Genomic DNA, 26,854 nt, shown 5'->3' on the forward strand with positions numbered 1-26,854 from the left:
GGTGCAGGCGCCGGTGCCGGAGCGGGTGCCGGAGCAGGCGCCGGAGCAGGTGCAGGTGCAGGTGCAGGCGCTGGTGTAGGTGCAAAACCAGTACCCGGTGCGGGCGCTGCACCACCAGCGGCGGGAACGGTCTGGATCGTCAGCTGAGCGTTGCAGCTATTACCACCATAGGTGCCAACCCACACATCCACGCGGCCATTAAGGTTCTCGGCCCCGGAAACGGTCAGGCGCGGATCAAGGTTGCCATTGGAATCGTCGTCAAACAGCCATGTGGTGTTGACGGTGTTGACCAGAAGGGTCGCGTCACATTCTGACACAACGCTCATTTCCAGCGCGTAGTTGTCCATGCCGCTTAGGATCAGAGAGTAGGCAGGCACGGCATTTGCGTAGCCCAAGCCGGGCAGTCCGCAGCTTTGAACCGAGAATTGGCCACCAGCGATAGTCGGGGCGGTCTGCGGTGTGGTCAGCATGTCGCCTGTGAATTCATAGGATGCGCCAGGCTGCATGTAGCTCGGGCAGGCCAGCGCGGCAGCGCTGCCAGCAAACAGAAGAGCGACAGAGGTTAAAAGGGTTTTCATTGCGGTATCTCCCTGAGAATGAGGCCAGTTTATCAAGAAAAAGTCGTTTGGGAACGCCCCTTGGCGTTCGCCGCGGCACAAAAAGGGAGTCAGGCCAGCCGACTCCCTTTTCGTTGCTCGTTCCGATCACATCGGATCAGTTGTACCAGGTTTCCATCTCCAGGGTCGCCGGGCACAGCGAGGTGCCGTAGGTGCCAACCCAGACATCCACGCGGCCAGAGATGTTGGACTGACCATAGAGGTTGATGGCAGGACGCAGATTGCCGTTGGAGTCATCGTCGTAGAACCACGAACCGTTGGCCGAGTTCACCAGAAGAACGGTGTCGCAAGCCTGCGAGGTCACTTCGATTTCGAGACGGTTATAGGGCGCCATACCCTGCGTGTAGAAGGTGAAATCGGGTGCGGAAATCACGTAACCGGGGTGGTTGAAGCCACAGTTGCGCAGGTTGTTATTGCCACCGGCCGTAACCGAGTAGGAGTTCGGCGAATACAGGTCCTGACCCGTAACGGCAAAGGTTGCACCCTGCATCGAGTAGGTCGGACAAGCAGCAGCTGCTGCGGCAAGACCCATGAAAACGGCGGCGGAAGCAAGAAGAGTACGCATGAATTAGATCTCCAAATTTTGTGGTGATAGGAATGTGATGTTGTGCTGTGTTTCGGTGTTCACGAGTATGTGTATAACTAACACTTAGTGTGATGTCCACACCTTTTTTGCTATCCGATAACATTTTTTGACTAATGGATTCTATCTATTTGATTTAAATTACTTTTTCTATTCCTCGCGTCGCTCGCGTGCTCCCGCCACTCGCCTCAGCTATCTGTCATAACTACCCGGTCCGCTGCGCACCCGCTTCCGTCAGCCGTGCCAATCCAGACATGAATCGGGCCGCTGGCTCGTTGCCTGCCGATCAGCTCCACCTGTGCGTTTAGATAGCCGGGTGAAGTGTCATCAAAGCGGACCTCGCCATTTGGCGCGCGTTCCAGGAGAATAGTGTCGCAAGCGGCCTGAACGCGGAAACAGACGTTATAGCCAATCTCTGCACCCTGCATCGTGAACTGGAAGTCCGGTTCGTGGACGACACCCCCCTACTCCCCACGCGCATCCCACATTCGATCAAACGGTGTTCCCCTCCGGCAATACGATAGAAAGTGATAGGTCGTCGTCGCAATTGTGCGGCGGGGTAGCTGTAGCTGACATAGGCCGGAGCGGTGTAGTCGGGGCAGGTCAGAGCCGGTGAAGAAGTCACCGCCAGAACGCCGCCTAAGTATGATGTCTCATAGTCTTCTCCCCACACGCAGGCCTGTGATCAGGTGCGATCCGGGCCCGCAAACAAGAAAGGGCCGCCCCTTTCGGGACGGCCCTTCCTGACTGCTGTCAATCGACAGGATCAGTTATACCAGGTTTCCATTTCCAGCGTGGCCGAGCAGGTCGAAGGACCGTAGGTGCCAACCCACACATCGATGCGGCCCTGGGTGTTGGAGGTGCCGTACAGGTTGATGCGGGGGTTCGGGTAGCCGCCGGAATCATCGTCGAAGAACCAGGACGCGTTGGCCGAGTTCACCAGAAGGACGGTGTCACAGGCAGCCTGGGTCACTTCGATTTCCAGACGGCCGTAAGGCGCCATGCCCGAGGTGTAGAACGAGAAGTCGGGCTGCGAAATCACGTAGCCGGTGTGGTTGAACCCGCAGTTGCGGAGGTACTGGCCGCCGCCGGCGATCACGCCGTAGGAGCGGGGCGAATACAGGTACTGACCGGTCACCGAGAAGGACTGGCGGCCCTGGGTGATGGTCGGGCACGCCGAGGCGGCTGCCGTCAGCGAGATCAATACAAGGAAAGCTGAAAGAATGGTGCGCATCTGGATAACTCCTTAATTTGTCATGCACAGTCTGTATAGATCAGCGTTAGTGTTGTGTCTACACTTTTTTGCGGATCCGGTGATTTTTTGTCAGCCGTCGGATTCAAGGATCAACCCTCCGAAGCAGGTCTGCCCTGCACAGCTGTCAACCCAGACATCCACGCGCCCGTTTGACGGGGCCGATCCACGTAGATTGAACTGGGGGTTTTGGCCGTAAGGACCGTCATCGTTATTGTGCCACGTCCCGCCAGCGGCAGTCGCCAGCAAGACAGTGTCGCAGTGGGCCTTGCCCCGGATCTCCAGCGGGTGGTGATCCATTCGAGCCAGGCGGAATGACATGATGGGCGCGGCTGATCCGTGTCCTGAAGTTTGAATGCCGCGGGCGATAAGCGCGTGTTCAGGGCCGACCTGGACGCCGTCGTCGCGTTCGTGGGTCAGGCTGACTTTGGAATTGAGTACCTCTTCATCCCCACCCAACGGGTAATTCATGCTGGCGTGGACCGCAGCGGCGGCATCCAACATCGGGTCGGCGGACAGAAAAAGAGGTTTCATCGTCAATCTCCGGGTATGGCAGGCTCAATTGCCCCGGGGTTCTGGTTTGTCCGATCTCGCGAATATTCCGCATCGGAGCCTGAGAGAGGAAGGGCCACCCCGTAGGATGGCCCCTGCCCGTTTCATTGCTGGTCTCAGTTGTACCAGGTTTCCAGCTCGACCACCGCCGGGCAGGAAGAACCGTTATAGGTACCGACCCACAGGTCCAGACGGCCATTCAGAGCACCCGAGGACGGGATATTCAGCAGGGGCTGAAGGTTGCCACGGCTGTCGTCGTCGAAATACCAGGTGGTGTTCGGCGTGTTCACCAGCAAAGTGGTGTCACAGGACGCGCTGGTCACTTCGATCTCCAGGCGGCCATATGCCTCCATTCCCGACAGCATGTAGGAGTAGTGCGGGTTGGCGTTTGCATAGCCGCGGCCACCGACGCCACAGGACGAGATGTTGGTGTTGCCACCAGCCTGAACGTTGTAGCTGGTCGGGCTATAGAGCTGCTGACCGGTGATGTAGATCATCTGTCCGGGCTGCGACCAGGTCGGGCATCCACCAGCGGGCTGCGGAGCAGGCGCAGGCGGTTGCGGCGCAGGAGTGGCCGCATTGTGCCAGGTTTCCAGTTCCACAGTCGCCGGGCAGGAGTTGCCGTTATAGGTGCCAACCCACAGGTCCAGACGACCGTTCAGCGACGCCGAAGACGGGATGTTCAGCAGGGGCTGAAGGTTGCCACGGCTGTCGTCGTCGAAATACCAGGTGGTATCCGGCGTGTTCACCAGCAAAGTGGTGTCACAGGACGCGCTGGTCACTTCGATCTCCAGGCGGCCATATCCTTCCATTCCAGACAGCATGTAGGAATAGTGCGGATTGGGGTAGGCATAGCCGCGGCCACCGACGCCACAGGACGAGATGTTGGTGTTGCCACCAGCCTGAACGTTATAGCTGGTCGGGCTATAGAGCTGCTGACCGGTGATGTAGACCATCTGGCCGGGCTGCGACCAGGTTGGGCATCCACCAGCGGGCTGCGGAGCAGGCGCAGGCGGTTGCGGCGCCGGCGCTGGCGGCTGCGGAACAGGTGCAGGCTGGAAACCACCGCCCGGAGGCGTCGGTGCGGGGGCCTGAGCGTACCAAGTCTCCATGTTCAGGGTCGCGTCGCAATAGGTACCATTATAGGTGCCCACCCAAACGTCCAGACGGCCGTTAAGGTTGCTCGCGCCGCGAATTTCCAGGCGAGGATCCAGGTTGCCGTTGGAATCGTCGTCGAACATCCAGGTGGTGTTCGCGGTGTTCACAAGCAGGACGGCGTCACACTGGCTGACCACGTCGGCCACCAGGTAATATTGATCCATTCCAGACAGGTAAAAGCTGAAGTCAGGGGCGCTGGTGACCCAACCGGTGCGGTTCACGCCCGGCACGCCGCAGTTGGCAATGTTGTTCTGGCCACCGGCCACAACACCAAAGCTTTGCGGAGCATAGAGCTGGTCGCCGGTATACGTATAGCTGGCGCCAGTCTGACTATAGGTCGGACAGGCGGCTGCAGCCGTTGTCATGGCGATAAGGCCCAAAGCGGCCGTTGCAAGGTATCTCACGGGTGTTCCTCCAAAGATACAAGAGTGATGATCATGAACAGAATTTGTCCCAATGCGCCGAACGGTCATGATCTTTTCCGAGCGGCTCGGCCCTGCCAAAGTCGACAGGACCGTCGAACAGAGGCGGCGAACGCCCCTGTTATTCGTGAAATCTGCTGAACGCCGTCGGATCATCCATACCTCCGGGGGTGGCAATCCTCGCGCATCACGCGAACCGGAACCGGTTCAGCCTGAGGGCGGATCAGCACGGCAGACAAAGCTTGGGTGAAGATGGACAGGCCCGCAACAACGGCAGGATATCTTCCAGTCAGGATCATGATCGTCGGGTTCACCGATCGCATGTCCATTCCCTCCCTGTGTTTCCCTACACCACGATCAGGGGCCAATTAGGCCGTTTCAGTTTGAAACCGGATCCGTCCCAATGGCAGTCGGGATCCGCTATCTGATATTCGATGAGACCAGCGCCCATCTGAGTGTAGGTGCCGCAAGCGGCGCTAAAGGTTCAAAAAAATCGCAACCAACTTGGCACAACATCCTGGATTTCCAAAGCATAACCCCGTTCCGCGCGACATGGCTAATGAAAACTCGGGTGAAGTGACAAAAACATTGTTTCCGGATCAGGGGCACAAAATCCGCTCATGAGAATAAAAAAGGGGCCGCGCAACGGCGCAGCCCCTTCTTCAGTTCCGATAGTCGTTAGACTTATTCGTCTTCCAGCGCCTCGACAGCCGCCTGAAGTTCGTCCTTGGAGACTTCCGTTTCGGTCACGGAGGACATTTCGAAGACGAAATCGACGACCTTGTCTTCGAAAAGCGGTGCGCGCAGCTGCTGCTGTGCGGCCTGGTTTTGCTGGATGAATTCGAAGAACTGACGTTCCTGGCCCGGGTACTGCCGCGCCTGGTTCATGATCGCCTGGGTCATTTCGGCGTCAGAGACCTGAACTTCGTTCTTCTGACCCAGCTCAGCCAGCAGTAGGCCAAGACGCACGCGGCGCTCGGCCAGACCGTTGTGCTCATCGGTCGGCTCGATCTCGGGGTGGTCGTGGCCCTGCACGTCGGGGTTTTCTTCGTGCCACAGCTGATGCGCGATCTGCTTGGCTTCAGCCTCGACCAGCGACGGCGGCAGGTCAAACTTCACGGCAGCGTCCAGCTGATCAAGCAGCTTGCGCTTCATGACCGCGCGGGCGGCACCGGCATATTCGGCCTTCAGGCGCTCTTCGATCTGGCCTTTCAGTGCGGCGAGGTCTTCGGCGCCGTATTTCTTGGCCAGTTCATCGTCGATCTCGGCGGCGACGGGCTTTTTCACTTCCTTGACGGTGCAGTCGAAGACAGCGGCTTTGCCGGCCAGATGCTCGGCGCCGTATTCCTCGGGGAAGGAGACCTCAACGGCCTTTTCTTCGCCAGCCTTCACGCCAACCAGCTGTTCCTCGAAACCGGGGATGAAGCTGTTGGACCCCAGAACCAGCGGGTAATCCTCGGCGGAGCCGCCTTCGAATGCCTCGCCATCAACCTTGCCCACGAAGTCGATCACGACCTGGTCGCCATCAGCGGCCTTGCCCTTCTTGGTGGCGAAGTTCTGGGCCGACTCGGCCAAGTTCTTCAACGCGTCCTGAACGTCTTCCTCTGCCGGGGCGACGACCAGTTTCTCAAGGGTCAGCGCCTTGTAGTCGACTTCCGGAATCTCGGGCAGCTTTTCGTAGGACATGGAGACGACAACATCGTCGCCCTCTTTCCAGTCCTCGTTGACCATCTTTACTTCGGGCTGCATGGCCGGGCGGTCGCCGGATTCTTCCAGATGGGCCTGCATGGCGCCATCAACGGATTCCTGCATGGCTTCGCCCATGATGCGGGGTCCAAACTGCTTTTTCAGCAGTGCCATCGGCACTTTGCCTTTGCGGAAGCCCTTCATCGCCACTTCGGGGCGGGCTTCTTCCAGCTTTTCGTTAACTTTGGCTTCCAGCTCGGCCCCGGTGATCGTGATCTCGTAACCGCGCTTCAGCCCTTCGTTCAGGGTCTCATTGACCTGCATGTTTTTCCTCGTTCGCCGGGCCCGTGGCATCCATTGGGACGCGACGGGATAAGAAAATCTGTGGCCTTCTAGGGTGGCGGGGACGGGCTTGCAAGCCCAAAGCCCGGACCACGGCCCGGTTTGGCCGGGAATCCCGCGCATTCTTGTTTGTAAGTGGCGTCAGGCCGGGCTTGACATTTCCGACTCTTTTTATCAGATTAAGCCTGTCACCAGCCAGCCTCCCGCAGCCACCGACGCCAAACAGGAACCGCGACAGACACGCGCAAATGCCGCCGCGCGAAACAGGAGAGCCCAGATGACCGCCCAAATCCCCCTGCCCCAGACCTTGACCCAATCCGCCCCGGTCCACAGCGCCGGCGACCTGCTCGGGGACAGCCGCGTCGCCTATATCGCGCTGGAGGATCAGGTCTACACCCTGCGCCTGACGCGGGCAGGCAAGCTCTTGCTGACCAAATGATCAGCCGGGCATCCGCCCGCCGCTGATCCGGGTGATCTCGCGCGCCGCGCGGGCAACGGCGGTGCCGAAGCCCGCGACGCTGCCCGCATCGAACCGCGCATCAGGGCCAGAGACGGAGACACCGGCGCAAGGAAGCCCGTTCTCGTCATAGATCGCCGAGCCAACGCAGGACATGCCCACGAACCGTTCCTCTCGGTCGAAGGAAAAGCCGCGCGCGCGGGTCAGCGCGAGATCTTCGAAGAGCGCCGCAGGGGTCGCCAGCGTGTTGTCGGTGAACCGCTGCAAACCCGCGCCCTGCAACAGTTTCTGCGCCTGATCTTCCCCCATGGCCGCCAGAATCGCCTTGCCGGTACCGGATGCGTGCATGGGCGTGCGCGCACCGGGCGGGAAGAAGGCGCGCACCGGGTTCTTGGTTTCCACCTGACCGACAAAGACCACCTCTGCCCCGTCCGGCACGGCAAGGTTCGCGGTCTCTGCCGTCTCGCGCATCAGCTGCGGCAGGATCACCTGCCCCGCCTCAACAATGCCATTGCGGCTGAGGTAAGAGACGCCCGTGCGATAAGCCTCCAACCCGATCATCCAGTCCTGCCGGTCCTCGTCGAAACTGACAAAGCCGCGCTTTTGCAGAGTGGTCAGGATACGGTGCGTGGTGGCCGTTGGCACGCCCGCCGACAGTGCCAGATCGGTCAGCGTCGCGCGTTCCGCCTGCGCCAGCGTGGTCAACAGCCCGAGCGCCCGGTCGAGCGAATTCAGCGTACTGGCGGAGCTTTCCTTGAACTGCGATTTGGGCCGTCCGCGGGCGCGTTTCTGATCTGCCATGAGGGGGCCTTTCGAAGGTGCGAATCCAAGGGTTGCGTGCGCAGGGTTACGCCCAACATCCACATTATGGAATTATTTTCCATTTTTTGCAGTAAATAAATTTCCATGAAATACAGACAGTTTGATGGATCATTGAAGTATTCAAAAACCTTTTCTGAGAAAATTGTAAAACCCTTCACCCTGTCCGATCCTGTGGGCATAGCGGAGGAACCCCCATGTCGACCCAGAACCCGATCTTCATTCCCGGCCCGACCAACATGCCCGACCGGCTGCGCCTTGCGATGCATGTGCAGACGCAGGACCACCGCGCGCCCGATTTCGTGGAGACCTTTGCCCCAGTGCTGGAGGACACGAAGCGCGTCTTTGGCAGCCGCGAAGGCCAGATCATCACCTTCCCCGCCAGCGGAACCGGTGGGTGGGAAGCATCTGTCACCAATACGCTGTCGCCCGGCGACCGGGTTCTTGTCGCGCGTTACGGCATGTTCAGCCATCGCTGGATCGACCTGTGCCAGCGCCACGGGCTGGAGGTTCAGGTGATCGAGTGCGATTGGGGCGCAGGGGCGCCTGCCGATGCGTTCGAGGCCGCTTTGACCGCCGACGATGCCCACAAGATCAAGGCCGTTCTGGTCACCCATAACGAAACCGCAACCGGCGTCGTCTCTGACATCGCTGCCGTGCGCCGAGCGATGGATGCGGGGGGGCACCCGGCGATGCTGTTTGTCGATTGCGTCAGTTCGCTGGCCTCCATGCCCTTCGAGTTCGACGCCTGGGGCGTGGATATCGCTGTTTCGGGATCGCAAAAGGGGTTTATGCTGGCCACCGGTATGGCGATCCTCTGCGTCAGCCCCAAGGCGCTGGCCGCCATGGACACCGCCACCCTGCCCCGCACCTTCTTCGATTTCCGCGACATGATGAAGGCCAATGCCTCGGGCGGGTTCCCCTACACCCCGCCCTTGCAGCTGATCTATGGGCTGCGCGAAAGCCTGAAGATGTTGTTCGAGGAAGGGTTGGACAACGTCTATGCCCGCCACCACCGGCTGGCAGAGGGCGTGCGCCAGGCGGTCGATGCCTGGAGGTTGAGGCTGGTCGCGCAATCGCCCGACCTCTATTCTGACACCGTCAGCGCGATTTATGTGCCGGACGGGTTCGACAGCAACGCGCTGACCGATCACGCGTTTTCGGCCTATGGCGTCAGCTTCGGCATCGGGCTGGGGCAGATGAACGGCAAGGCGTTCCGCATTGGCCATCTGGGCAGCCTGACCGATGTCATGGTGCTGTCGGGGCTGGCCACGATCGAGATGGCCATGGCCGATCTGGATTATCCGGTCACGCTTGGGTCCGGCGTTGCGGCGGCACAGGAGTATTTCCGCGCCAGCCGTTCCGATGCCCTGAAATCGGCAGCATGAGGAGACCCAAGATGCTGGACGCAACCACAGCTGTTGAGACCCTGACCATCGACGACATGCGCGCCGCGCATGAGCGGATCAGGCCCCATATCCGGCGGACACCGGTGCTTCAGTCAGAGTTCCTGAACGACCTGACCGGGGCCGAGCTGTTCTTCAAATGCGAGAACCTGCAGGAGGCCGGGGCCTTCAAGGTGCGCGGGGCTTGCAATGCGGTCTTTGGACTGTCCGAGGAGATGGCCGCGCGCGGCGTCTGCACCCACAGTTCCGGCAACCACGCGCTGTCGCTGTCTTACGCGGCGGGGCGGCGGGGCATTCCCTGCAACGTGGTGATGCCGCGCACCGCGCCTCAGGCCAAGAAAGACGCCGTGCGCCGCTATGGTGGGATCATCACCGAATGCGAGCCCTCGACCAGCAGCCGCGAGGCGGTTTTTGCCAAGGTGCAGGCGCGCACGGGGGGCGAGTTCGTCCATCCGTACAATGATCCGCGCGTAATCGCGGGTCAGGCCACCTGCTCTGCGGAACTGCTGGAACAGACCGGCGGGCTTGATGCGGTTGTGGCCCCCATCGGTGGCGGCGGCATGATCTCGGGCACCTGTTTGACGCTGTCGAACCTCGCGCCCAAAACCGCGATCTATGCGGCAGAACCCGAGCAGGCCGACGATGCCGCCCGCAGCTTCCGCGCGGGTCATATCATCGCCGATGACGCGCCCGAGACCATCGCTGACGGGCTGAAAGTGCCGTTGAAGGAAAACACCTGGCATTTCGTGTCCCGCTTCGTGACCGATGTGCAGACCTCGACCGAGCAGGAGATCATCGACGCGATGAAACTGACCTGGAAGGCGCTGCGCGTGGTGATGGAACCCTCCAGCGCCGTGCCGCTGGCCACGATTTTGAAGAACCGAGACCTCTATGCCGGCAAGCGCGTCGGTGTCATCATCACCGGCGGTAACGTCGATCTGGACCGGTTGCCGTGGATGGTGGGCTAACAGCCCACCCTACGCACGCGTCCAACGAAGGAGAACATCATGAAAGATCTGACCGATTTCGACGCTTACGACGTTGGCTTCGACATCCCCGCCAAGCCCGGCATGAACGAGGCCGACATCCAGACGCCCTGCCTGATCCTCGATCTGGACGCGCTGGAGCGTAATATCATCAAGATGGGCAACTACGCCAAAGCGCACGGAATGCGCCACCGGGTGCATGGGAAGATGCACAAATCCGTGGACGTTGCGCTGTTGCAGGAACGGCTTGGCGGCGCGGTTGGGGTCTGCTGTCAGAAGGTCAGCGAGGCCGAGGTGTTCGCGCGCGGCGGCATAAAGGATGTGCTGGTGTCCAACCAGGTGCGCGACCCGGTTAAGTTGGACCGTCTGGCGCGGATGCCCAAACTGGGCGCGCGGGTGCTGGTCTGCGTGGATGACCTCGCCAATGTGGCGGAGCTTTCCGACGCCGCGTCCCGCCATGGCACCGAGATCGAGTGCCTGATCGAGATCGACTGCGGTGCTGGACGGTGCGGGGTCACGTCTGCGGCGGCAGTGGTGGAGATCGCCAAGGCCATCGAAGCTGCGCCGGGGCTGAAATTCACCGGCATCCAGGCCTATCAGGGCGCCATGCAGCATCTGGACAGCTATGCAGACCGAAAGGCCAAGCTGGATATCGCCATCGCCCAGGTGGCCGAAGCGGTTGCGGCGCTGAAAGCTGCAGGGCTGGAGGCGGAACTGGTGTCTGGCGGCGGCACCGGCTCCTATTATTTCGAAAGTAATTCAGGGGTTTATAACGAACTTCAATGCGGATCCTATGCCTTCATGGACGCCGATTATGGCCGTATCCTCGATGAAAACGGCAAGCGGATCGACCAAGGGGAATGGGAAAACGCACTGTTCATCCTGACCAGCGTCATGAGCCACGCGAAGGCTGACAAGGCGATAGTTGATGCGGGGCTAAAGGCGCAGTCGGTCGATAGCGGACTGCCAGTGATCTTCGGGCGGGACGATGTGACCTACGCAAAATGCTCCGACGAACATGGCGTGGTCAGCGACCCGCAAGGCGCGCTGAAGGTCAACGACAAACTGCGGCTAGTGCCCGGCCACTGCGACCCAACCTGCAATGTCCACGATTGGTATGTGGGTGTGCGCAACGGCAAGGTGGAAGCGGTCTGGCCGGTGTCTGCCCGTGGCAAGGCCTATTGAGGTGGCGAGTATGACCCGTGAAACAGATGGCCTGCTGATCGTGGGCGAGGCGCTTTGCCAGGAGCTCATGGACCGGCCTGCCGCCTTTGATGCGGTGCAATCCGTCTTTGCCGCCATGGCCTCGGGCGAGGCGCGAAACTTTCCCGTGATCCGCGAGGCTTTGGGCCATGCAGATGCGCTTTACGGGTTCAAGTCGGGCTTTGACCGGGCGGGACTGACGCTCGGCCTGAAATCGGGGGGCTATTGGCCGGGGAACATGGCGAAGGGGCTGACCAATCACCAATCCACCGTGTTCCTGTTTGACCCAGACACCGGGCAACTGTCGGCTCTTGTGGGCGGAAACTACCTGACCGCCCTGCGCACGGCAGCATCGTCTGCGGTGTCCATCGCGCATCTGGCGCGCAAGGATGCCAAGGTTCTGGGCATGATCGGCGCGGGGCACCAATCCACCTTTCAACTGCGCGCCGCCGCCGAGCAGCGCAGGTTCGAAAAGGTGGTCGCCTTGAACCGGAACCCCGAGCGGCTGAACCGCCTTGCCACTGTCGCCGCGGAACTGGGGCTGGAATTCGAGGCGGTGACGCCAGAGGGTCTGGGGGCCGAGGCCGATGTGATCATCACCATCGTGTCCGCCTATGAACCACTTCTTATGCAAGAATGGATCAAGCCTGGCACCCACATCGCCTGCATGGGCACCGACACCAAAGGCAAGCAGGAGGTCGACCCCGCCCTGGTCGCGGCAGCCACGGTCTTTACCGATGAAATCGCGCAATCCGTCAGCATCGGCGAAGCGCAACATGCGGTGATCGCGGGTCTGATCGGCGCAGATCAGATCACTCCGCTTGGCGAGGTGATCAACGGCACCCACCCCGGCCGCCGGTCGGACGAGGAGATCACCCTTTTTGACGGCACAGGAGTGGGGTTGCAGGATCTTGCCGTGGCATCTGCCGCTGCGAAACTGGCAGAGGCTGCGGGCAAGGCCACGCGGGTCACGCTCTGACCGGGTCGGGCCGGGGTCAGTCGGGCCAGTTCCGGCGCAGATCCCAGGCCAGATCCTGAACCGAGGCCACGCGGGCCCCTCCGCCTGGCGTGGCCTCGATATACCCGACCAAAGCAAAGGGCAGATCGCCCGCCAACGCCCCGGCGACAATCCGGTCGATCAGGATCGTCTCGCGACCCGGTACAGCAGTACGGGGCAATTCCGCTTCGGCAAACATCAGCGCGATCAGCTCGGCACAGAACAAGGCCGACGCGTCGCCCGCATCAAACCGCATGTCGAAGGGCGTGCCCATCTGATCCATCCCCCGACGCAAGGCAGTGGCGCGCGTGGCGGGTGGCGGGCGCAGGGCGACGACGGCGTCGGTATCCAGCACCACCTCGGCGGGTGCCAAGCGCACACCACCATCTACCGCCTCCAGGTAGAGGTTTCCGTCGCGAATCTGCTGATGAAAGGGCACCAGTTCCGGCAGATGCCAAAGCCCCGCCTCGCGCAGTTGTGTCTCGGTTCCGATATAGGTCGCGCCATGGGTGAACTGACCGGGGATCAGCAGGCCCGACACGCGGTTGTCCGAATGGAAGAACACCAGATCCATGGGGCGCAGGCTGTCTTGCAACAGCGCCGTAGCCTCGGGCTGCGATGTCATGCGGCCAGGGCGAAACTGGATCAGCCCAAGCCGGCGCATGGTGCCGACATTGGCATCGGCCAGTTCGATCATCCAGTCAGGGTAAGACCCCGTCCCCTGACAGCAGCCTGCTGTGATATCGGCCGGGGCGGCCTGTGCGATATCTGCGGGAACCGGCTGATCGGAACAGCCTGCAAGACCCAGCAGAGCCATCCCTGCGACACCCGCTCGCCATCCTTTCATTGCGCACCCTTCCGCTCTGATGCGCATAGGATGGCAGATAAATCGCAGAAGGTCATTAGACGGCGCGCAAGCGGGTGCACAAACGCGAGGATGGCGGGCCCGGTGGGTCCAGCGCGGGACGGCATTTTCGACCTGTCAGGGGTGGAGATTGACCTCTCGCCAGGGGGCGGGGTCATCATTCCCCTCAACGGATCACTGCATGAGATAGTAGTGGGCGGGGCTCCTGACCGGGGCCCCGCCGCAATCACTGCGCCCCTCAGCCCCCGAACATGGAATTCGGGATCAGCAACGCAATGCCCGGGAACGCGATGATCAGCAGAAGGCCAATGATCATAGCGATCAGGAACGGCGTGACGCCCCTGAAGACCGTGGTTAGGGACACGTCCCCCGCCACGCCCCGGACGACGAAGACGTTGAGGCCGACGGGCGGTGTGATCATGCCCATCTCGATCACGATCACCGCTACGACACCGAACCAGATCGGATCAAACCCGTGCTGCAGGATCACCGGAAACACAATCGGGATCGAGATCACCAGCATCGACAGCCCATCCATGAACATGCCGAGCACGATATAGGCCAACAGAATGACGAAGAGCGTGCCATAGGCCCCTAGCCCGAGCGATTCCAACCCCGTGCCGAGCGTTGCGGGAATATGGGTTACTGCAAAAAACGGGTTCAGGACATTCGCCCCGATCACGATCGTATACAGCATCGCCGAGGTCTTGAGCGTATCGAGGATCGCACCACGAAATTTCTCAAAGCTCAACTTTCGCTGGACCAGCGCCAGGATCAGCACCAGCGAAGAACCGATGCCCGAGGCCTCGACCGGGGTGAAGACGCCCAGATAAATTCCGCCGATGGACACCACGATGACCGCCAACAACGGCATGGCACGGCCCAAGAGGACGAAACGCTCTGCCAATGGCACCGCCTCGCCTCGGGGACCAGCGGCCGGGTCGCGCGTTGCGATCAGCCAGATCGTGACAATGAAGAGGATGGTCAGCAGCAGGCCTGGCAGGATGCCCGCCATGAACAGCCGTCCGATCGATTCCTCGGTGAGGATTGCATAGAGAACGAACCCGGTTGACGGCGGAATGAGAAAGCCGAGTGTGCCGCCTGCGGCGATCGACCCGGTGGCGAGGCTGGGTGCATAGCCCAAACGCCGCATCTCGGGCAGCGCGACCTTGCCGAGCGTCACCGCCGTGGCCACGGACGACCCCGACACCGCGGCGAAGGCAGCGCATCCGAGGACCGACGCCGAGGCAAGCCCGCCTCTGGCCTGGCCAACCCAGGCGAAGGCCGCATCATAAAGCCCCCGGCTGAAGCCGGCAGCCGAGGAGATGTTGCCGAGCAGAATAAACATCGGCACCACGATCAGTGAATAGTTCGAGATCGCCGAGAAACTCTCTGTCAGGATCACCGCACCAGCACCGCGCGCGCCTTCTAGATACCAATAGCCGAAGAAGCCGACGAGCATCATAGCGAACGCCACAGGCGTGCGCAGGATCATCAGAACGAATAGGCAGAAGATGCCAACGAGGCCAGCGAGTTCGGGGCTCATGTTCCATGCTCCATCGCGTTTTCATGGCCGGCCAGACGCATGATGATCTGCTCGGCGAATATCAGAACGCACAGACCGCTCCCCGCTGCGAGTATGGCGTAGAAGGGCCAGAGCGGCAGGCTCAGCATGTTCGTCGTATCGTTGAATTCGTAGGTGTCGAGCACCTTGAGGATGGCACGGCGGCACAACAAGGCCAACACCAAACCAGACAGAAGACGCGAGCCAATATCCCCGATCAGCCGCCCCCATTTGCCGATGTGGTTATCCAGGACGTCAACCGCGATATGCGCGTTGTGAAAAGTGCAAAAGGGCAGCGCCGCCATCACCATGGCAACTGCGGTCAGCTGCACGATCTCGTTCACACCAAGGATCGGCTGGCCAACGACATAGCGCATAATGACAGATGCCGCGATGACACCCATCATGAACAGCAGGCAGATGCCCGCCAGTGTCGCCAGAACATAGGTCGCTCGCTCAAACAGCCGGGAAACTGAAGAAAGAGAGGTCATGGAAGTGCCTCCTAGTGGTTTGCGGTTTCGGCGTTTCGCTGTCGAAAAGATCAGGACAGACCGAACGCGAAGCGTAGTCTCTGAGGTCAGACGACCCACACAGGACGTGCGGGTCGTCGGATTTCGGCGGGCAAAAGATGCCCACCCAGCAGGTCAGTACCCCTGTAGGGCGGCAACATAGGCCGAGGCCTGCAGACCTTCAGCATCTGCGTCAGCGATGATCTGTTCCACCACCGGTCCGGATGCCGCGTTGAAGCGGTCGGCCTCTTCCGGGGACAGCTCGATCACCTGACGCCCCTCGGTCGCGGCAAACTGGGCCAGGGCGCTCTCGGCAACGGCAAGCCAGGCGGCGCTGCCATCGAGTGAGGCCTGGTGCCCTGCCTCGAGGATCGCGGCCTGATGCTCTTCAGACAGGTCGGCAAAGACGTCGCGGTTCATGATCAGATAGAAGAGCGAGATCGTCGTATCCATGCCATGCGTGATGTAGTTCGTGACCTCAGCCAGTCGGAACGCATTCAGTGTTGTGGCGTCAATCATGGCACCATCGATGACACCGGTCTGCATCGCGTTGTAGATGCCGGGTGCGGGCATAGAGACCGGGTTTGCCCCCCAGGCTTGAACAACAAGCCCCGCATTTCGAGACGGTACGCGGATATTCAACCCTTCGAGGTCATCAATGCTGTCAACCGGTGTATCGGCCATCAGCAGCAGGTTCGGCGCGTTATTCCACAGCCCGACCAGCTGTACGCGGCGGTACTCTTGCGCGAGCATGTCGAGATTGGCCTGAATGGCCGCGGTCCCGGTTTCGGCAGTGATGACGCCCGGCAGTTCAGCCAACAAGGTTGTCGGGAAATTGGAGGCGGTATAGCCCGGCAGGCTGAAGGCGAGATCGGCGACCCCGTCAACCACGCGGTTATACTGCTCTGCCGGTCCCGGTCCGAGTTCACCACCCATGTAGAGACGCACCGTCACCTCGTCGCCCGTTGCGGCCGCGATGGAGTCGGCGAAGGGCGTATAGACCTGCTCGACCACGAAATGGGTGGGCGGCGAGAAATCCGCCAACGAGAGTTCTTCAGCAGTTGCGGCTGTCGCAGCCAGTATCGATCCGGCGACAATCGAGGTGGTTAAGGTCTTGGTCAACATGCTGGTTTCCTCCCTATTGGCATGTGTGGTCCTAGCTCTGGCGGAAATTCATTTCTCCCGTTCCGCCGCTTCGAGATTCGACAGGAATCGTGTCATGACGCGCAGGAATGTTTCGAGGTCTTCGGAATCGACCCCTGCGACCATCTCGGCCTCACACTCAAGCGCGATTGCGAGGATCTGGCGATGCACCGACATCCCCTCTTCGGTTAGCCACCAGGTCCGTTTGCGCTCGTCCGAGGGCAGCGCTTCGAAATCCAGAAATCCCCTGGAATGAAGCGCCTTGAGCGAGCGGCTGACTGCGGCCTTGTCCAACCGAATGACCTCGCAGACCCGGTTCGCGGTGATCCGGGGTTCGATCATCAGCATCGACAGCACGCGCCAATCGACAATTCCGAGGTCGAATCTGGTGCGGTAGATGCCCGAGGTCTTGCGTTGCCAGGCCCCGTTGACTGCGTTCAGCAGAAAGGGCGCGTAGCGATGGATGTCGAGAATCTCGTTACCATTGCGGGTGACAACGGGGCTCGGCCGGTCTGGTAGTATGTCTTTGTGGTTTGTCATTATGCGGGGGTCCCTACTGTTAGAGCGGTCAGGTCATACCCGACCGCCTCTAGCATTGCACGGGTTGGCCCCGGGTGGGCAGACAGGCATTTACGTGCCTGCATATGTGTTTTGGCGTCATTGATGGTTTCGATCGCGGTCAGAATGTCATCGCGGAACCGAAAGACCCGCGTTGCGTCCCTGACGACGCTGCGATCCGAAGGGGCGGCGAGGCCCGCGATCTGAAGCTTCCAATCCGCCTGGTCGGACCAGAACCACGCCACAGCGTTATAGGTGAGCTTGGATCTGCCAACGATCTGTTTGGCGACCAAACGGGCGTGGTCGGTTGCGGCCTGCACGCTTTCGAGACGCACCAGACCGTCCGTGCCCGGATAGGGGAAGGCGGCGCAATCTCCGATTGCGAAAATCGCCGGATCCGAGGTTCGGAGCCCTGCATCGACGACAACGCCGTTTTCCGTTTCGAGCCCGGCCTCACTTGCAAGCATTGAATTCGGGCGAACACCTGCCGCAAGGAGCGTCAGATCAGCCTCAATAAACGTCCCATCGGCCAGTTTGATCCCGCGATCCTCAACCGCTGCCACCGCTGCGTTTAACAAGACCTTCGTGCCAAGCTCCGCGTGCTTGTCGAAGAACAGCTGTGACATCTCTGGCGACACCGCGCGCGCCATCAGACGGGGGGCAGCCTCTGCGACCGTCACGTCGTGGCCGAGCCCCAAGGCGACTGCCGAAAACTCCAATCCGATGAAGCCCCCGCCGATGACAGCGATCTTCAATTTGCGGTCCAGGGCGGACCTCAGACCTTCGGCATCCAAAAGGGTTCTGAGATTGAGCGCGCGTTCAATACCGGGGATCGGAGGCCGGAAATTGTGCGTTCCCGTCGCAAGGATCAGGTGGTCATAATCCCAATGCCGCGTTCCGGCGTAGACCCTGCGGGTCTGACGGTCGATACGGTCTACCGTCGTGCCGGGTACGAGCGCTATGTCCTTCTTTTCGAAGAACAGCTCGGGCCTTAGAGTCAGTGGGCCAGCATCTCCGGTCTTCAGATAGGCTTTGGACAGGGGCGGGCGTTGGTAGGGCAGACCCGGTTCGGCACCGATCAGGGTGATCGACCCGGCATGGCCCTCTTGCCGCAGGGACATGGCTGCCTGTAATCCGCCCTGCCCCGCCCCGATGATGATGACGCGGCCGTTGCTCATATCTGGTCTTCCGGCAAATGCACGATGAGCCCGTCAAGCTCATCCGTGATCTTGATCTGGCAGGACAGGCGCGAGGTTTCACGCAGCTCTGACGCGGCGCATTCCAGCATGTCGTCTTCACCGTCCATGCGTTCGCCGGTTTTCTCGGCCCAAGCGTCATCGACATAGCAGTGGCAGGTCGCACACATCATCGACCCGCCGCATTCCGCCACGACCGCATCAATGCCATTCGCAACGGCAACGCTCATCACGCTTTCACCCTCCTGGGCGTCGACCGTCGTTTTGGTTCCGTCGAATTCGACAAAGGTGATCTTGGGCATGAGCTGAACCTCAGTTCGGGATGAATGTGATGGGCAGCGTGTCGAGCGCATGGATCGAGTTATTAGGGCGCCAGACGGCCTCACCAGCCGGTTCGATCCGGTCGACCTTCTCGATCAACACCTTCAAAACCGCCTCAAGCTCGCCCCGCGCGATGTTCTGCCCGACGCAACCATGGATCCCTGCACCGAATCCCAGGTGCCCCCTTGGGCGGCGGTCGACACGGAAGCTTTGCGGGTCTTCCCACTTGTCAGGGTCCATATTCGCTGCGCCAAGCACGCAGAGGATCTTGGTTCCCTCTTCAACGGGGAACCCGGCGATTTCTGTGTCCCGACCAGCCGTGCGACCAAAGGTATGAACCGGCGAGGTGTAGCGAAGAACCTCATCAAACGCAGGCCGCAGAAGGCTCGGATCGGCTTTCAACCGCTCCCATTCTCCTGGGTTCTGGGACAGGCACCAAAGCGCGCTGCCGATCCCTGTAACCGTGGTATCAACCCCCGCAGAGAGGAAGGATCGCACCAGCATAGACGCTTCGTCATGGGTGATCTCGCCTGCGTCGGCATCCGCGTAGATACGCGCGCCAAGCCCGTCCTCGCTTAGCCGGTCACGGGCACAGGCCCCGTTGATCCATGCCACGATCTCGGTCTCTTTTTCCATCGAACGGCGGCGGATTTCATTGTCTGGCCCGACCGCGTTGAAAACCATCGCACCGTAATCGACCAGGTAACGCGCATTGCTGTCGTGCATTCCGACCGCCTTGGGAAACACGGTCGTCGGGAAGACTTCGGCGAACTCGGAAACCGCCTCGATCGTGCCCTTCTCAAGCACCGAGTCGACGATGCGTTCTGCCGTATCGCGAAAGAGCTCCGCAAACCCCTTCACGACCTTCTGCGAGAGTGCACGGGCCATGACCTTGCGGGTCCGGGTGTGTTCAGGCGGATCTACTTCCAAAATGATCGACGGCTTGCGCCAGGGTTTTTCCAGCTTGAAGTCGTTCAATCCGACACCGCGCGACGAGACGAAATTCTCGTGATCGCTGAACACCTTTTGGGTGGTCTCATAGCGACCAACGGCAAGGACGCTGTAGCGGGGAAGGTAGACCGGCTCACCCTTGGAACGCAGCTCGGAATAGTAAGAGAGCGGATTTTGCAGAATACCCGGATCGTAGGGATCGACATCCCACACCGGCATTCCATCGGGTGGCGTGATACGCCGGTGGCCTTCAACCATACCCATCGAATAACTCCTCCCTTGAACGTTATTTGAGTTGATTCCTCAACTGGTGACGGGTTTATGGGGCACGAGTTGATTTGTCAACTAAAATTCAGAACCGGGTGATTTGGGGTGCTCTAGCGTTGAACCGCGATACGATGCGTCCAGCCCAATGGTAAGGCCCCCAGTACGAAAGCTGCTAGGCGCCTCGCGCCTTTCCGTGCTGATGATCTCAACGCGAAGACTGCTCACACGACATTTCAGGCAATGTCTGAAGCGCTAGGGTCCAACAACCAGGTGGCTGCCTGGGCGGTCCAAACTCGATATATGTCGAGATTTTTTAACTATGACAGATGTTTATGATGACTTCATGGTGCGGGTGGGCTGCCGCAAACAAGCGTATCATGTCTTGCGTCAGCCCCATTACGACCGTTTCGGGCGAGATCATAAGGGTGGGTTTTGGGCTTATCGCACCCACCGGGCAGTGTTGCTCAATGTCTGTTCCAAACGCTCGATAAGGCATAGTGAGATCCCGTTCACGAACGGGGTGTCGATATCAGCCACAGGTCAGTCCGATATCGCTTGCTCGCCTCAGGTGATGACGTCTGGCGTGGTTCTGCCGATTCTGTTCGTTATCTCTGCGACGGCATCGGCTGCAGCGATGACAGACGCCAGTGCCGCTTGGGGGTCCTGCGCAAGCGCATCCGGTTCGGATTCTATCCGTTCAAGGTAGACACGCAGCGTTGCACCCTCTGTGCCGGTGCCGGACAGGCGGAACACGGCACGGCCACCACCTTCGAAATAGATGCGGATCCCCTGCCCTGTCGATGTCGAGCCATCCACGGGATCGTCATAAGCAAACTCATCTGCCCCCGAGATCGTCAGCCCGGCAGCCGACTGACCCGGCAGCTTATCCAGGCGGGCGCGCAGATTGTCGATCAGGGCGTTGGCCACGGTGCTGTCGACAGCCTCGTAGTCATGGCGTGAATAATAGTTCCGACCGTATCGCCCCCAATGTTCCGCCATCAGCTCCGCCACGGACTTTCCGGTAACGGCCAGGATGTTGAGCCACAAAAGAACCGCCCACAGCCCGTCCTTTTCCCGCACATGGTCGGATCCTGTGCCGGCGCTTTCCTCTCCGCAGATCGTGACCTTGCCCGCATCGAGCAGATTGCCAAAGAACTTCCAGCCGGTCGGCGTTTCGAAATGCGCGATGCCCTTTGCCTCAGCCACGCGATCCGCCGCGGCCGAGGTGGGCATGGACCGGGCGACACCAGCCAGCCCGCCGGAATACCCCGGCGCCAGATGCGCAAGGTCAGTCAGCAGCGCAAGGCTGTCGGAAGGGCTGACATAGCAATGCGCCCCGACGATCATGTTGCGGTCGCCATCCCCATCCGAGGCCGCGCCGAAATCGGGGGCATCCGGGCCATACATGACGTCCATCAGCGCCTTGGCCCAGACAGGGTTCGGGTCCGGGTGACCACCGCCGAAATCGGGGCTCGGGGTGCCATTGACGACAGTCCCGGACGGAGCCCCGAGCCGATTTTCCAGGATCTCACGCGCATAGGGGCCAGTCACGGCGTGCATGGCATCGAAACACATACGGAAGCCGCCACTGAACAATCCGGCAATCGCGCCGAAATCGAACAGCTCTTCCATCAGTTCCGCGTAATCCGACACAGGGTCAACGATCTCGACCGCCATGTCGCCAAGATGGCTCTCCCCAAGGGCGTCGATCTGAACGGCGTCGGCCTCGAGGATACGGTAGGACGAGATATCCATGGTTCGGGCATAGATCTGCGCGGTCACAGCTTCCGTCGCGGGGCCACCATTGGGGCCGTTGTATTTCAGGCCGAAATCCTCATCCACGCCGCCGGGGTTGTGGCTGGCCGACAGGATCAGCCCGCCATCAGCGCGGCGTTTGCGGATCAGGTTCGAGGCAGCCGGTGTCGACAATAGCCCCCGCTGCCCCACGATGCATCTTGCCACCCCGTTGGCTGCCGCCATGCGCAGTATGATCCCGATGGCACTATCGTTATAGTATCGCCCGTCCCCCCCGATCACGAGCGTCTTGCCGGTTACACCGCCGATCCCGTCGAAAATCGCCTGAACGTAATTCTCCAGGTATCCAGGTTGCATGAAGACGCGTGTCTTCTTGCGCAGGCCGCTGGTGCCCGGTTTCTGGTCATCAATCGGTGTCGTTGCAATCGTCTGAATGGTCATATCATGGCCTTTCTAACTTCCTTGGCCGCACCGGCGGTTGGCCTGCCTGAAACCGGACGCAGCTCAAACGCCACAACGCTGTTATCAGCGACGCTCACCCTCCCGTGGCGTGGCGCGGCCGCGCTTTGTCCGGACGTATCGATCACGCGCTGCCAGCGATGTCCCGGCAGGGTTTCAGGCAGAAAGGCCGTTGTCTTTCCGCCTGCATTGAACATCAGGAAGATCGCGCCGAAACGGGGTTCGTAAGCCGGAGTGCCGCGCGCCATACGCATCTCGACCCCAAGAAACTTAAGGTCTGGCTGGCGCCAGTCCTCTTCCGACATTGCCGCGCCGTCTGCACGGCGCCAGAAAACATCCGGTTTACCATCCACGGCGCGCTTACGAGAATGCAAAAAGCGTTTCTGGCGCAGAATGGGGCTCGCCTTGCGAAAAGCGATCATCAGGCGGCAGAAGGCGAGGAAATCCGGGTCGGCTTCGTCCCAGGTGACCCAGCCAACCTCATTGTCCTGGCAATAGGCGTTGTTGTTGCCCATCTGCGAATTGCCAAGCTCATCGCCCGCCAGGATCATTGGGGTTCCTTGGCTCAGCATCAGCGTGGCGAACATGTTGCGCCGCCTCTGAGCCCGCAGGGCAAGAATGGCTGGATCGTCTGTCGGCCCTTCCTGGCCGCAATTGTCGGAAAAATTGTGATCGTGCCCGTCCCCGCCGTCTTCGCCATTGGGCCCGTTATGCTTGTGATTGTAGCTGACCGTATCCATCAGCGTGAAACCGTCATGGGACGTAATGAAGTTGATGGAAGAGGTCGCAGGGCGTCCATCATGATCAAAGCGCAGGGCAGAACCGGTGATGTTTCCAGCCAGTTTACGGGTAATGCTGGCATCCCCGCGCCAGTACTTCCGGACATTGTCGCGATACTTGTCGTTCCATTCGGTAAAGGGCGACGGGAACGCACCCAATTGGTAGCCACCGGGGCCGACATCCCAGGGCTCGGCAATCATCTTGACCTTGTTCAATACCGGGTCCTGCCGGATGGCGCGGCAGAACGGCCCGTCCCGGTCGAAACCGCCAGAGGTGCGCGCAAGCGTCGATGCCAGGTCGAAGCGGAAGCCGTCGACATGCATCACCTCGACCCAGTACCGCAGGCTGTCCATGACCATGCGCAGCACGAAGGGATGATCGAGATCCAGCGCGTTACCGCATCCGGTGTCGTTGACGTAAAAGCGCTTGTTCTCGGCCAGCCGGTAGTAGCTTGCATTGTCCAGGCCCCGGAAACTCAACGTCGGGCCGCGTTGGTCGCCCTCGGCCGTGTGATTGTAGACCACATCTAAGATGACCTCGATGCCAGCCGAGTGGAATCGTGCGACCATCTGCTGGAATTCCGAGATGTCCTGGTTGCTTAGATAGCGCGGCTCTGGCGCGAAGAACCCGTAGGTCATGTATCCCCAGTAGTTCCGCAGCCCCTTATCCACGAGAAACCGGTCATCAACCGATGCCTGCACCGGCAATAGCTCGATTGCGGTCACACCGAGGTCGGTGAGATGATCCAGCATCTGTCCCGATGCCATGCCGAGGAACCGCCCGGCGTGCGCGATGTCCTTGCGCTGAGCGGTCAGGCCCTTGACATGCGCCTCGTAGAGGATCGTTTCGTTCCAAGGTGTATCGAGCCGAAGGCGTTCCCCACGCCCCCAGGTAAAGGACGGGTCCACGACGACCGAACGCGGCATGTAGGGGGCACTGTCCCGGGTGTCAAAGCTCATGTCCCCATGAACATGGCCGATCTCGTAACCATAAAGCGCGTCGTTCCAGGTGGGGTGGCCCGCAATACGCTTTGCGTAAGGATCAAGCAGGAACTTGTGCGGGTTGAAACGGTGCCCCTCTTCCGGTGCATAGGGGCCATGAACGCGGTAGCCATATTGCTGCCCGGGACGCAGGCCCGAGATGTAGCCATGCCAGATATGGCCTTCGCGCTCGGCCAGCTCTATCAGATAGGTTTCCCGCCCTTTTTCGTCACACAGGCACAGGGTTACACGGGTTGCGTGTTGCGAAAAGACAGCGAAGTTGACCCCTTCGCCATCGAAAGTTGCACCAAGCGGGTTTGGCCGCCCTGCACTCAACTGAAATTGGGTCATTCAGCGGCCTCTAGAAGCTCAGTGTAAAGCGTGGCGTAGGCGGATGCTGACGGGCCCCAGCCAACGGGGTGTGCCATCGCGTTCCGCTGAGCTTTCGACCACAGCTTGGGGGTGTCGAATAGATCGCAGAGCTGCTTCAGCGCATTCGAAAGCGCGTCAGCGTTCACCGGATGGAACTGCACGCCGGTCGCAACCTGGCGCGCCATCGTCGCCGGGGAGACGGGAATGACTGTATCTGCGAGCCCCCCGGTCAGCGCCACGACGGGAAGCGTGCCATAACGCAGCCCGTAAAGCTGGGTCAGCCCGCAAGGTTCAAACCGTGATGGGACCAGGATCGCGTCCCCGCCCGCGATCATGCGATGTGACAGCGCCTCGTCATACCCGATGCGCACAGCAACATTGGGGTTGTCGATCCGTTGAAACGCAGCTTCCAATGCCGGGTCGCCCGAACCCAGCAAAGCAAGTTGCCCACCACGGTCCAAAAGGACCGGCAGCGCCTCGAGCAGCAAATCCAAGCCCTTCTGCTCGGTCAGCCGTGAAACGACGACACAAAGCGGGCCCTTGGCCTGTGGCAACCCCAACTCCTCCTGCAGGGCCACGCGGTTTGCACGTTTGCCACGAGGGGTCTTGTAGGTGTGAACAAGGTCATCATGTTCAGGAGACCAGACATCGAGGTCGATGCCGTTCAGGATTCCGCTCAGGTCATCACGCCGGGCACGCAACACACCGTCCAGCCCCATGCCGAATTCCGGCGTCATCAGTTCTTTGGCATAGGTTGGCGAAACCGTGGTCAGCTTGTCGGCACAGACCAGCCCCAGTTTCAGGGCGGAAATCTGCGCCCAGTATTCCGCCCGTTCAGAGGTCAGATCCCCCGCCGCGATCCCCAGCTTTCCCGCCTGGGTCATTGGCGTGAGTCCCTGGAATGCAACGTTGTGGATTGTCAGAACACTTGGAACCGGCACCCCGTCGCGCTTGAGGTAATACGGCAAAAGCCCCGCCTGCCAGTCATGGCAGTGCACAAGATCAGGTTGCCAATCGCCTAGGCGACCGGCCGCGATATCGGCACCCACCATGCACAAGGCTGCGAAGCGTTCGGCGTTATCCGGCCAGTCACGTCCATCCGGCCCGAGATAGATGCTGCCCTCGCGATCATAGAGATGCGGCGCGTCCAGAACCAGAAGATCGAGACCTGCAGTGGTCCCTGACAACAGTCGAGCATCGCCGCCGAAGCAGTTGTCCAACTCTGCCACGATCTGCGTATTCTCAAGCGCAGCCATCACCGCCGGGTAACCGGGCAGCAAGCTGCGCATTTCGACCCCCTGCCCTGCAAGAGCGCCGGGCAGCGCGCCTGCCACATCGGCAAGGCCCCCTGTTTTGACAAGGGGCACACATTCCGAAGCGACAGAGAGAACCTTGATCATTGCGCGTCCAGCCACCTTTCAACCATCGGCTTCGTGATAAGCGTCGTGCCCTTTTCCGACACCCGAAAGAACTTGGCATCTTCCACCGGATCCTCGCCCACGACCAGCCCTTTCGGGATCTCAACGCCCCGGTCAATCACGCATTTCCGCAAGCGTGCGGACCGATTGATGACGACATCGGGCAGGACGACGGAATGGTCGAGTACTGCGTAGGAATTCGTGTGAACCTGTGTGAACAGAAGCGAATTGCGCACCTCGGTGCCGGAAATGATGCAGCCCCCGGATACCATCGAGGAGATCGCAACGCCGCGCCGGTCCTTTTCGTCGTGGATGAATTTGGCTGGCGGGACGCTTTCCGAATAGGTCCAGATCGGCCAGCTCTGATCCCACAGGTCCAGTTCGGGGGTGAAATCGGTCAGGTCGATATTCGCCTCCCAGAAGGCGTCGATCGTTCCGACGTCTCGCCAGTAGCTCGGCGCGCCATCCGCGCGGACACAACTGTCGTCAAATCGATGCGCGATGGCTTTGCCGTTTTTCACAATCTCCGGGATCAGGTCATTCCCGAAATCGTGGGAAGAATTCGTATCCGCCGCATCCTTCAGAAGCAGCTCGCGCAGGAAAGCCCAGTTGAAGACGTAGATGCCCATTGAGGCCAGCGCCTTGGTCGGGTCTTCCGGCGTGCCCGGTGGATCAGCCGGTTTTTCGAGGAACGAGGTAATACGGCTTTCGGTATCGACGGCCATCACACCGAAGGCGCTCGCCTCTTCGCGCGGGACCGTCAGGCACCCGACGGTCACGTCGGCCCCGGCCTCCACATGCTGACGCAGCATGATTTCGTAATCCATCTTGTAGATATGGTCGCCCGCGAGGATCACGATGTATTCGATGCCATAGCTGTCCACGATATCGATGTTCTGCGTTACCGCGTCGGCCGTTCCGCGATACCACATATCCTCGGACACGCGCTGTGACGCCGGCAGGATATCGATAAACTCGTTACGCTCGGCGCGGAAGAAGTTCCAGCCGCGCTGACAATGGCGGATCAGCGAATGCGCCTTGTACTGCGTTGCGACCGCCATGCGGCGAATGCCAGAATTCACGGCGTTGGACAGGGCGAAGTCGATGATCCGGGTCTTGCCCCCGAAATAGACGGCCGGTTTGACCCGTCGATCGGTAAGCTCTTTCAGGCGCGATCCGCGCCCTCCGGCCAGTACGAATGCCATCGATCTTTGCGACAGCCTTGTCATATCCGCC

The 26,854-nt window shown here is 60.6% G+C and carries 25 protein-coding genes; 5 read left to right on the plus strand and 20 right to left on the minus strand.

The genetic code is table 11. From position 1 onward, the window contains the following. The 7 genes from ACROHD_RS07575 to tig form a co-directional block, all read right to left on the minus strand. Positions 1-578: hypothetical protein (locus ACROHD_RS07575; RefSeq protein WP_432676925.1), on the minus strand; the 578-nt coding region annotated here is incomplete at its 3' end. Between the two features lie 136 nt (positions 579-714). Continuing rightward, on the minus strand, positions 715-1,182 hold the full coding sequence (locus tag ACROHD_RS07580; protein ID WP_432676926.1) for a hypothetical protein: 468 nt from the start codon (positions 1,180-1,182) through the stop codon (positions 715-717). A 784-nt stretch (positions 1,183-1,966) separates the two neighbouring features. Next, entirely contained in the window at positions 1,967-2,434 is a 468-nt protein-coding gene (locus tag ACROHD_RS07585) for a hypothetical protein (RefSeq protein ID WP_432676928.1), read from the minus strand. 90 nt (positions 2,435-2,524) lie between these two features. Next, positions 2,525-2,986, minus strand: coding sequence for a peptidase associated/transthyretin-like domain-containing protein (locus ACROHD_RS07590; protein WP_432676929.1), 462 nt, complete (start codon positions 2,984-2,986; stop codon positions 2,525-2,527). Positions 2,987-3,120: 134 nt separating this feature from the next. Continuing rightward, on the minus strand, positions 3,121-4,566 hold the full coding sequence (locus ACROHD_RS07595; RefSeq protein ID WP_432676931.1) for a hypothetical protein: 1,446 nt from the start codon (positions 4,564-4,566) through the stop codon (positions 3,121-3,123). A gap of 170 nt (positions 4,567-4,736) precedes the next feature. Continuing rightward, positions 4,737-4,907 (minus strand): hypothetical protein, encoded by a 171-nt coding sequence (locus tag ACROHD_RS07600; RefSeq protein ID WP_432676933.1) that lies wholly within the window; start codon positions 4,905-4,907, stop codon positions 4,737-4,739. Between the two features lie 361 nt (positions 4,908-5,268). Next, positions 5,269-6,594: a trigger factor gene (tig, locus tag ACROHD_RS07605; RefSeq protein ID WP_432676935.1), complete on the minus strand. Its 1,326-nt coding sequence runs from the start codon at positions 6,592-6,594 to the stop codon at positions 5,269-5,271. Between the two features lie 295 nt (positions 6,595-6,889). Here tig and hemP point away from each other — a divergent pair, with 295 nt between their 5' ends. Then, positions 6,890-7,051, plus strand: coding sequence for a hemin uptake protein HemP (gene hemP / locus ACROHD_RS07610; RefSeq protein ID WP_432676937.1), 162 nt, complete (start codon positions 6,890-6,892; stop codon positions 7,049-7,051). On the opposite strand, the gene ACROHD_RS07615 is transcribed toward hemP, so the two are convergent. Continuing rightward, a complete protein-coding gene (locus ACROHD_RS07615) occupies positions 7,052-7,870 on the minus strand; it encodes an IclR family transcriptional regulator (protein WP_432676939.1) in 819 nt (272 codons plus the stop codon). A gap of 215 nt (positions 7,871-8,085) precedes the next feature. Between ACROHD_RS07615 and bhcA the strand changes: the two genes are divergently transcribed. The 4 genes from bhcA to bhcD are packed head-to-tail and all read left to right on the plus strand — an operon-like array spanning position 8,086 to position 12,462. Continuing rightward, on the plus strand, positions 8,086-9,276 hold the full coding sequence (bhcA, locus tag ACROHD_RS07620) for an L-aspartate--glyoxylate aminotransferase BhcA (RefSeq protein ID WP_432676941.1): 1,191 nt from the start codon (positions 8,086-8,088) through the stop codon (positions 9,274-9,276). An 11-nt stretch (positions 9,277-9,287) separates the two neighbouring features. Continuing rightward, on the plus strand, positions 9,288-10,262 hold the full coding sequence (gene bhcB, locus ACROHD_RS07625; protein ID WP_432676944.1) for a beta-hydroxyaspartate dehydratase BhcB: 975 nt from the start codon (positions 9,288-9,290) through the stop codon (positions 10,260-10,262). A gap of 39 nt (positions 10,263-10,301) precedes the next feature. Beyond that, on the plus strand, positions 10,302-11,465 hold the full coding sequence (gene bhcC / locus ACROHD_RS07630) for a 3-hydroxy-D-aspartate aldolase BhcC (RefSeq protein ID WP_432676947.1): 1,164 nt from the start codon (positions 10,302-10,304) through the stop codon (positions 11,463-11,465). Between the two features lie 10 nt (positions 11,466-11,475). Beyond that, on the plus strand, positions 11,476-12,462 hold the full coding sequence (gene bhcD, locus ACROHD_RS07635) for an iminosuccinate reductase BhcD (protein ID WP_432676949.1): 987 nt from the start codon (positions 11,476-11,478) through the stop codon (positions 12,460-12,462). Between the two features lie 16 nt (positions 12,463-12,478). Here the strand turns inward: bhcD and ACROHD_RS07640 are convergent, their stop codons facing one another. The 12 genes from ACROHD_RS07640 to glgC form a co-directional block, all read right to left on the minus strand. After that, positions 12,479-13,327 (minus strand): YiiX/YebB-like N1pC/P60 family cysteine hydrolase, encoded by an 849-nt coding sequence (locus ACROHD_RS07640; RefSeq protein ID WP_432676952.1) that lies wholly within the window; start codon positions 13,325-13,327, stop codon positions 12,479-12,481. 256 nt (positions 13,328-13,583) lie between these two features. After that, positions 13,584-14,891 (minus strand): TRAP transporter large permease, encoded by a 1,308-nt coding sequence (locus tag ACROHD_RS07645; RefSeq protein ID WP_432676954.1) that lies wholly within the window; start codon positions 14,889-14,891, stop codon positions 13,584-13,586. Next, the gene (locus ACROHD_RS07650) at positions 14,888-15,400 is read right to left on the minus strand and encodes a TRAP transporter small permease (RefSeq protein WP_432676957.1); all 513 of its coding nucleotides are present in this window, start codon (positions 15,398-15,400) and stop codon (positions 14,888-14,890) included. Before ACROHD_RS07650 ends, ACROHD_RS07645 begins: the two co-directional genes overlap by 4 nt. A gap of 153 nt (positions 15,401-15,553) precedes the next feature. Further along, positions 15,554-16,543 carry a TRAP transporter substrate-binding protein gene (locus ACROHD_RS07655; RefSeq protein ID WP_432676959.1) on the minus strand — a complete coding sequence of 330 codons (990 nt, stop codon included), beginning with the start codon at positions 16,541-16,543 and terminating at the stop codon, positions 15,554-15,556. Positions 16,544-16,591: 48 nt separating this feature from the next. Then, on the minus strand, positions 16,592-17,101 hold the full coding sequence (locus ACROHD_RS07660; RefSeq protein ID WP_432676961.1) for a MarR family winged helix-turn-helix transcriptional regulator: 510 nt from the start codon (positions 17,099-17,101) through the stop codon (positions 16,592-16,594). Next, on the minus strand, positions 17,101-18,297 hold the full coding sequence (locus ACROHD_RS07665) for an NAD(P)/FAD-dependent oxidoreductase (protein WP_432676962.1): 1,197 nt from the start codon (positions 18,295-18,297) through the stop codon (positions 17,101-17,103). Before ACROHD_RS07665 ends, ACROHD_RS07660 begins: the two co-directional genes overlap by 1 nt. Then, the gene (locus ACROHD_RS07670) at positions 18,294-18,617 is read right to left on the minus strand and encodes a 2Fe-2S iron-sulfur cluster-binding protein (RefSeq protein WP_432676965.1); all 324 of its coding nucleotides are present in this window, start codon (positions 18,615-18,617) and stop codon (positions 18,294-18,296) included. Before ACROHD_RS07670 ends, ACROHD_RS07665 begins: the two co-directional genes overlap by 4 nt. A gap of 10 nt (positions 18,618-18,627) precedes the next feature. Then, on the minus strand, positions 18,628-19,851 hold the full coding sequence (locus tag ACROHD_RS07675) for a cytochrome P450 (protein WP_432676967.1): 1,224 nt from the start codon (positions 19,849-19,851) through the stop codon (positions 18,628-18,630). A gap of 567 nt (positions 19,852-20,418) precedes the next feature. Beyond that, positions 20,419-22,050, minus strand: coding sequence for an alpha-D-glucose phosphate-specific phosphoglucomutase (locus ACROHD_RS07680; RefSeq protein ID WP_432676969.1), 1,632 nt, complete (start codon positions 22,048-22,050; stop codon positions 20,419-20,421). After that, positions 22,047-24,179, minus strand: a complete 2,133-nt coding sequence (gene glgX, locus ACROHD_RS07685; protein ID WP_432676970.1) for a glycogen debranching protein GlgX — start codon at positions 24,177-24,179, stop codon at positions 22,047-22,049. The genes ACROHD_RS07680 and glgX overlap by 4 nt, the downstream gene beginning before the upstream one ends. Continuing rightward, positions 24,176-25,600 (minus strand): glycogen synthase GlgA, encoded by a 1,425-nt coding sequence (gene glgA / locus ACROHD_RS07690; RefSeq protein ID WP_432676972.1) that lies wholly within the window; start codon positions 25,598-25,600, stop codon positions 24,176-24,178. The genes glgX and glgA overlap by 4 nt, the downstream gene beginning before the upstream one ends. Next, on the minus strand, positions 25,597-26,847 hold the full coding sequence (gene glgC, locus ACROHD_RS07695) for a glucose-1-phosphate adenylyltransferase (RefSeq protein ID WP_432677063.1): 1,251 nt from the start codon (positions 26,845-26,847) through the stop codon (positions 25,597-25,599). Before glgC ends, glgA begins: the two co-directional genes overlap by 4 nt. Positions 26,848-26,854: the final 7 nt, after the last annotated feature.

Origin of the sequence: Nioella aestuarii, from assembly GCF_050896395.1 — a bacterium.
GTDB classification, from domain to species: Bacteria; Pseudomonadota; Alphaproteobacteria; order Rhodobacterales; family Rhodobacteraceae; genus Nioella; species Nioella aestuarii.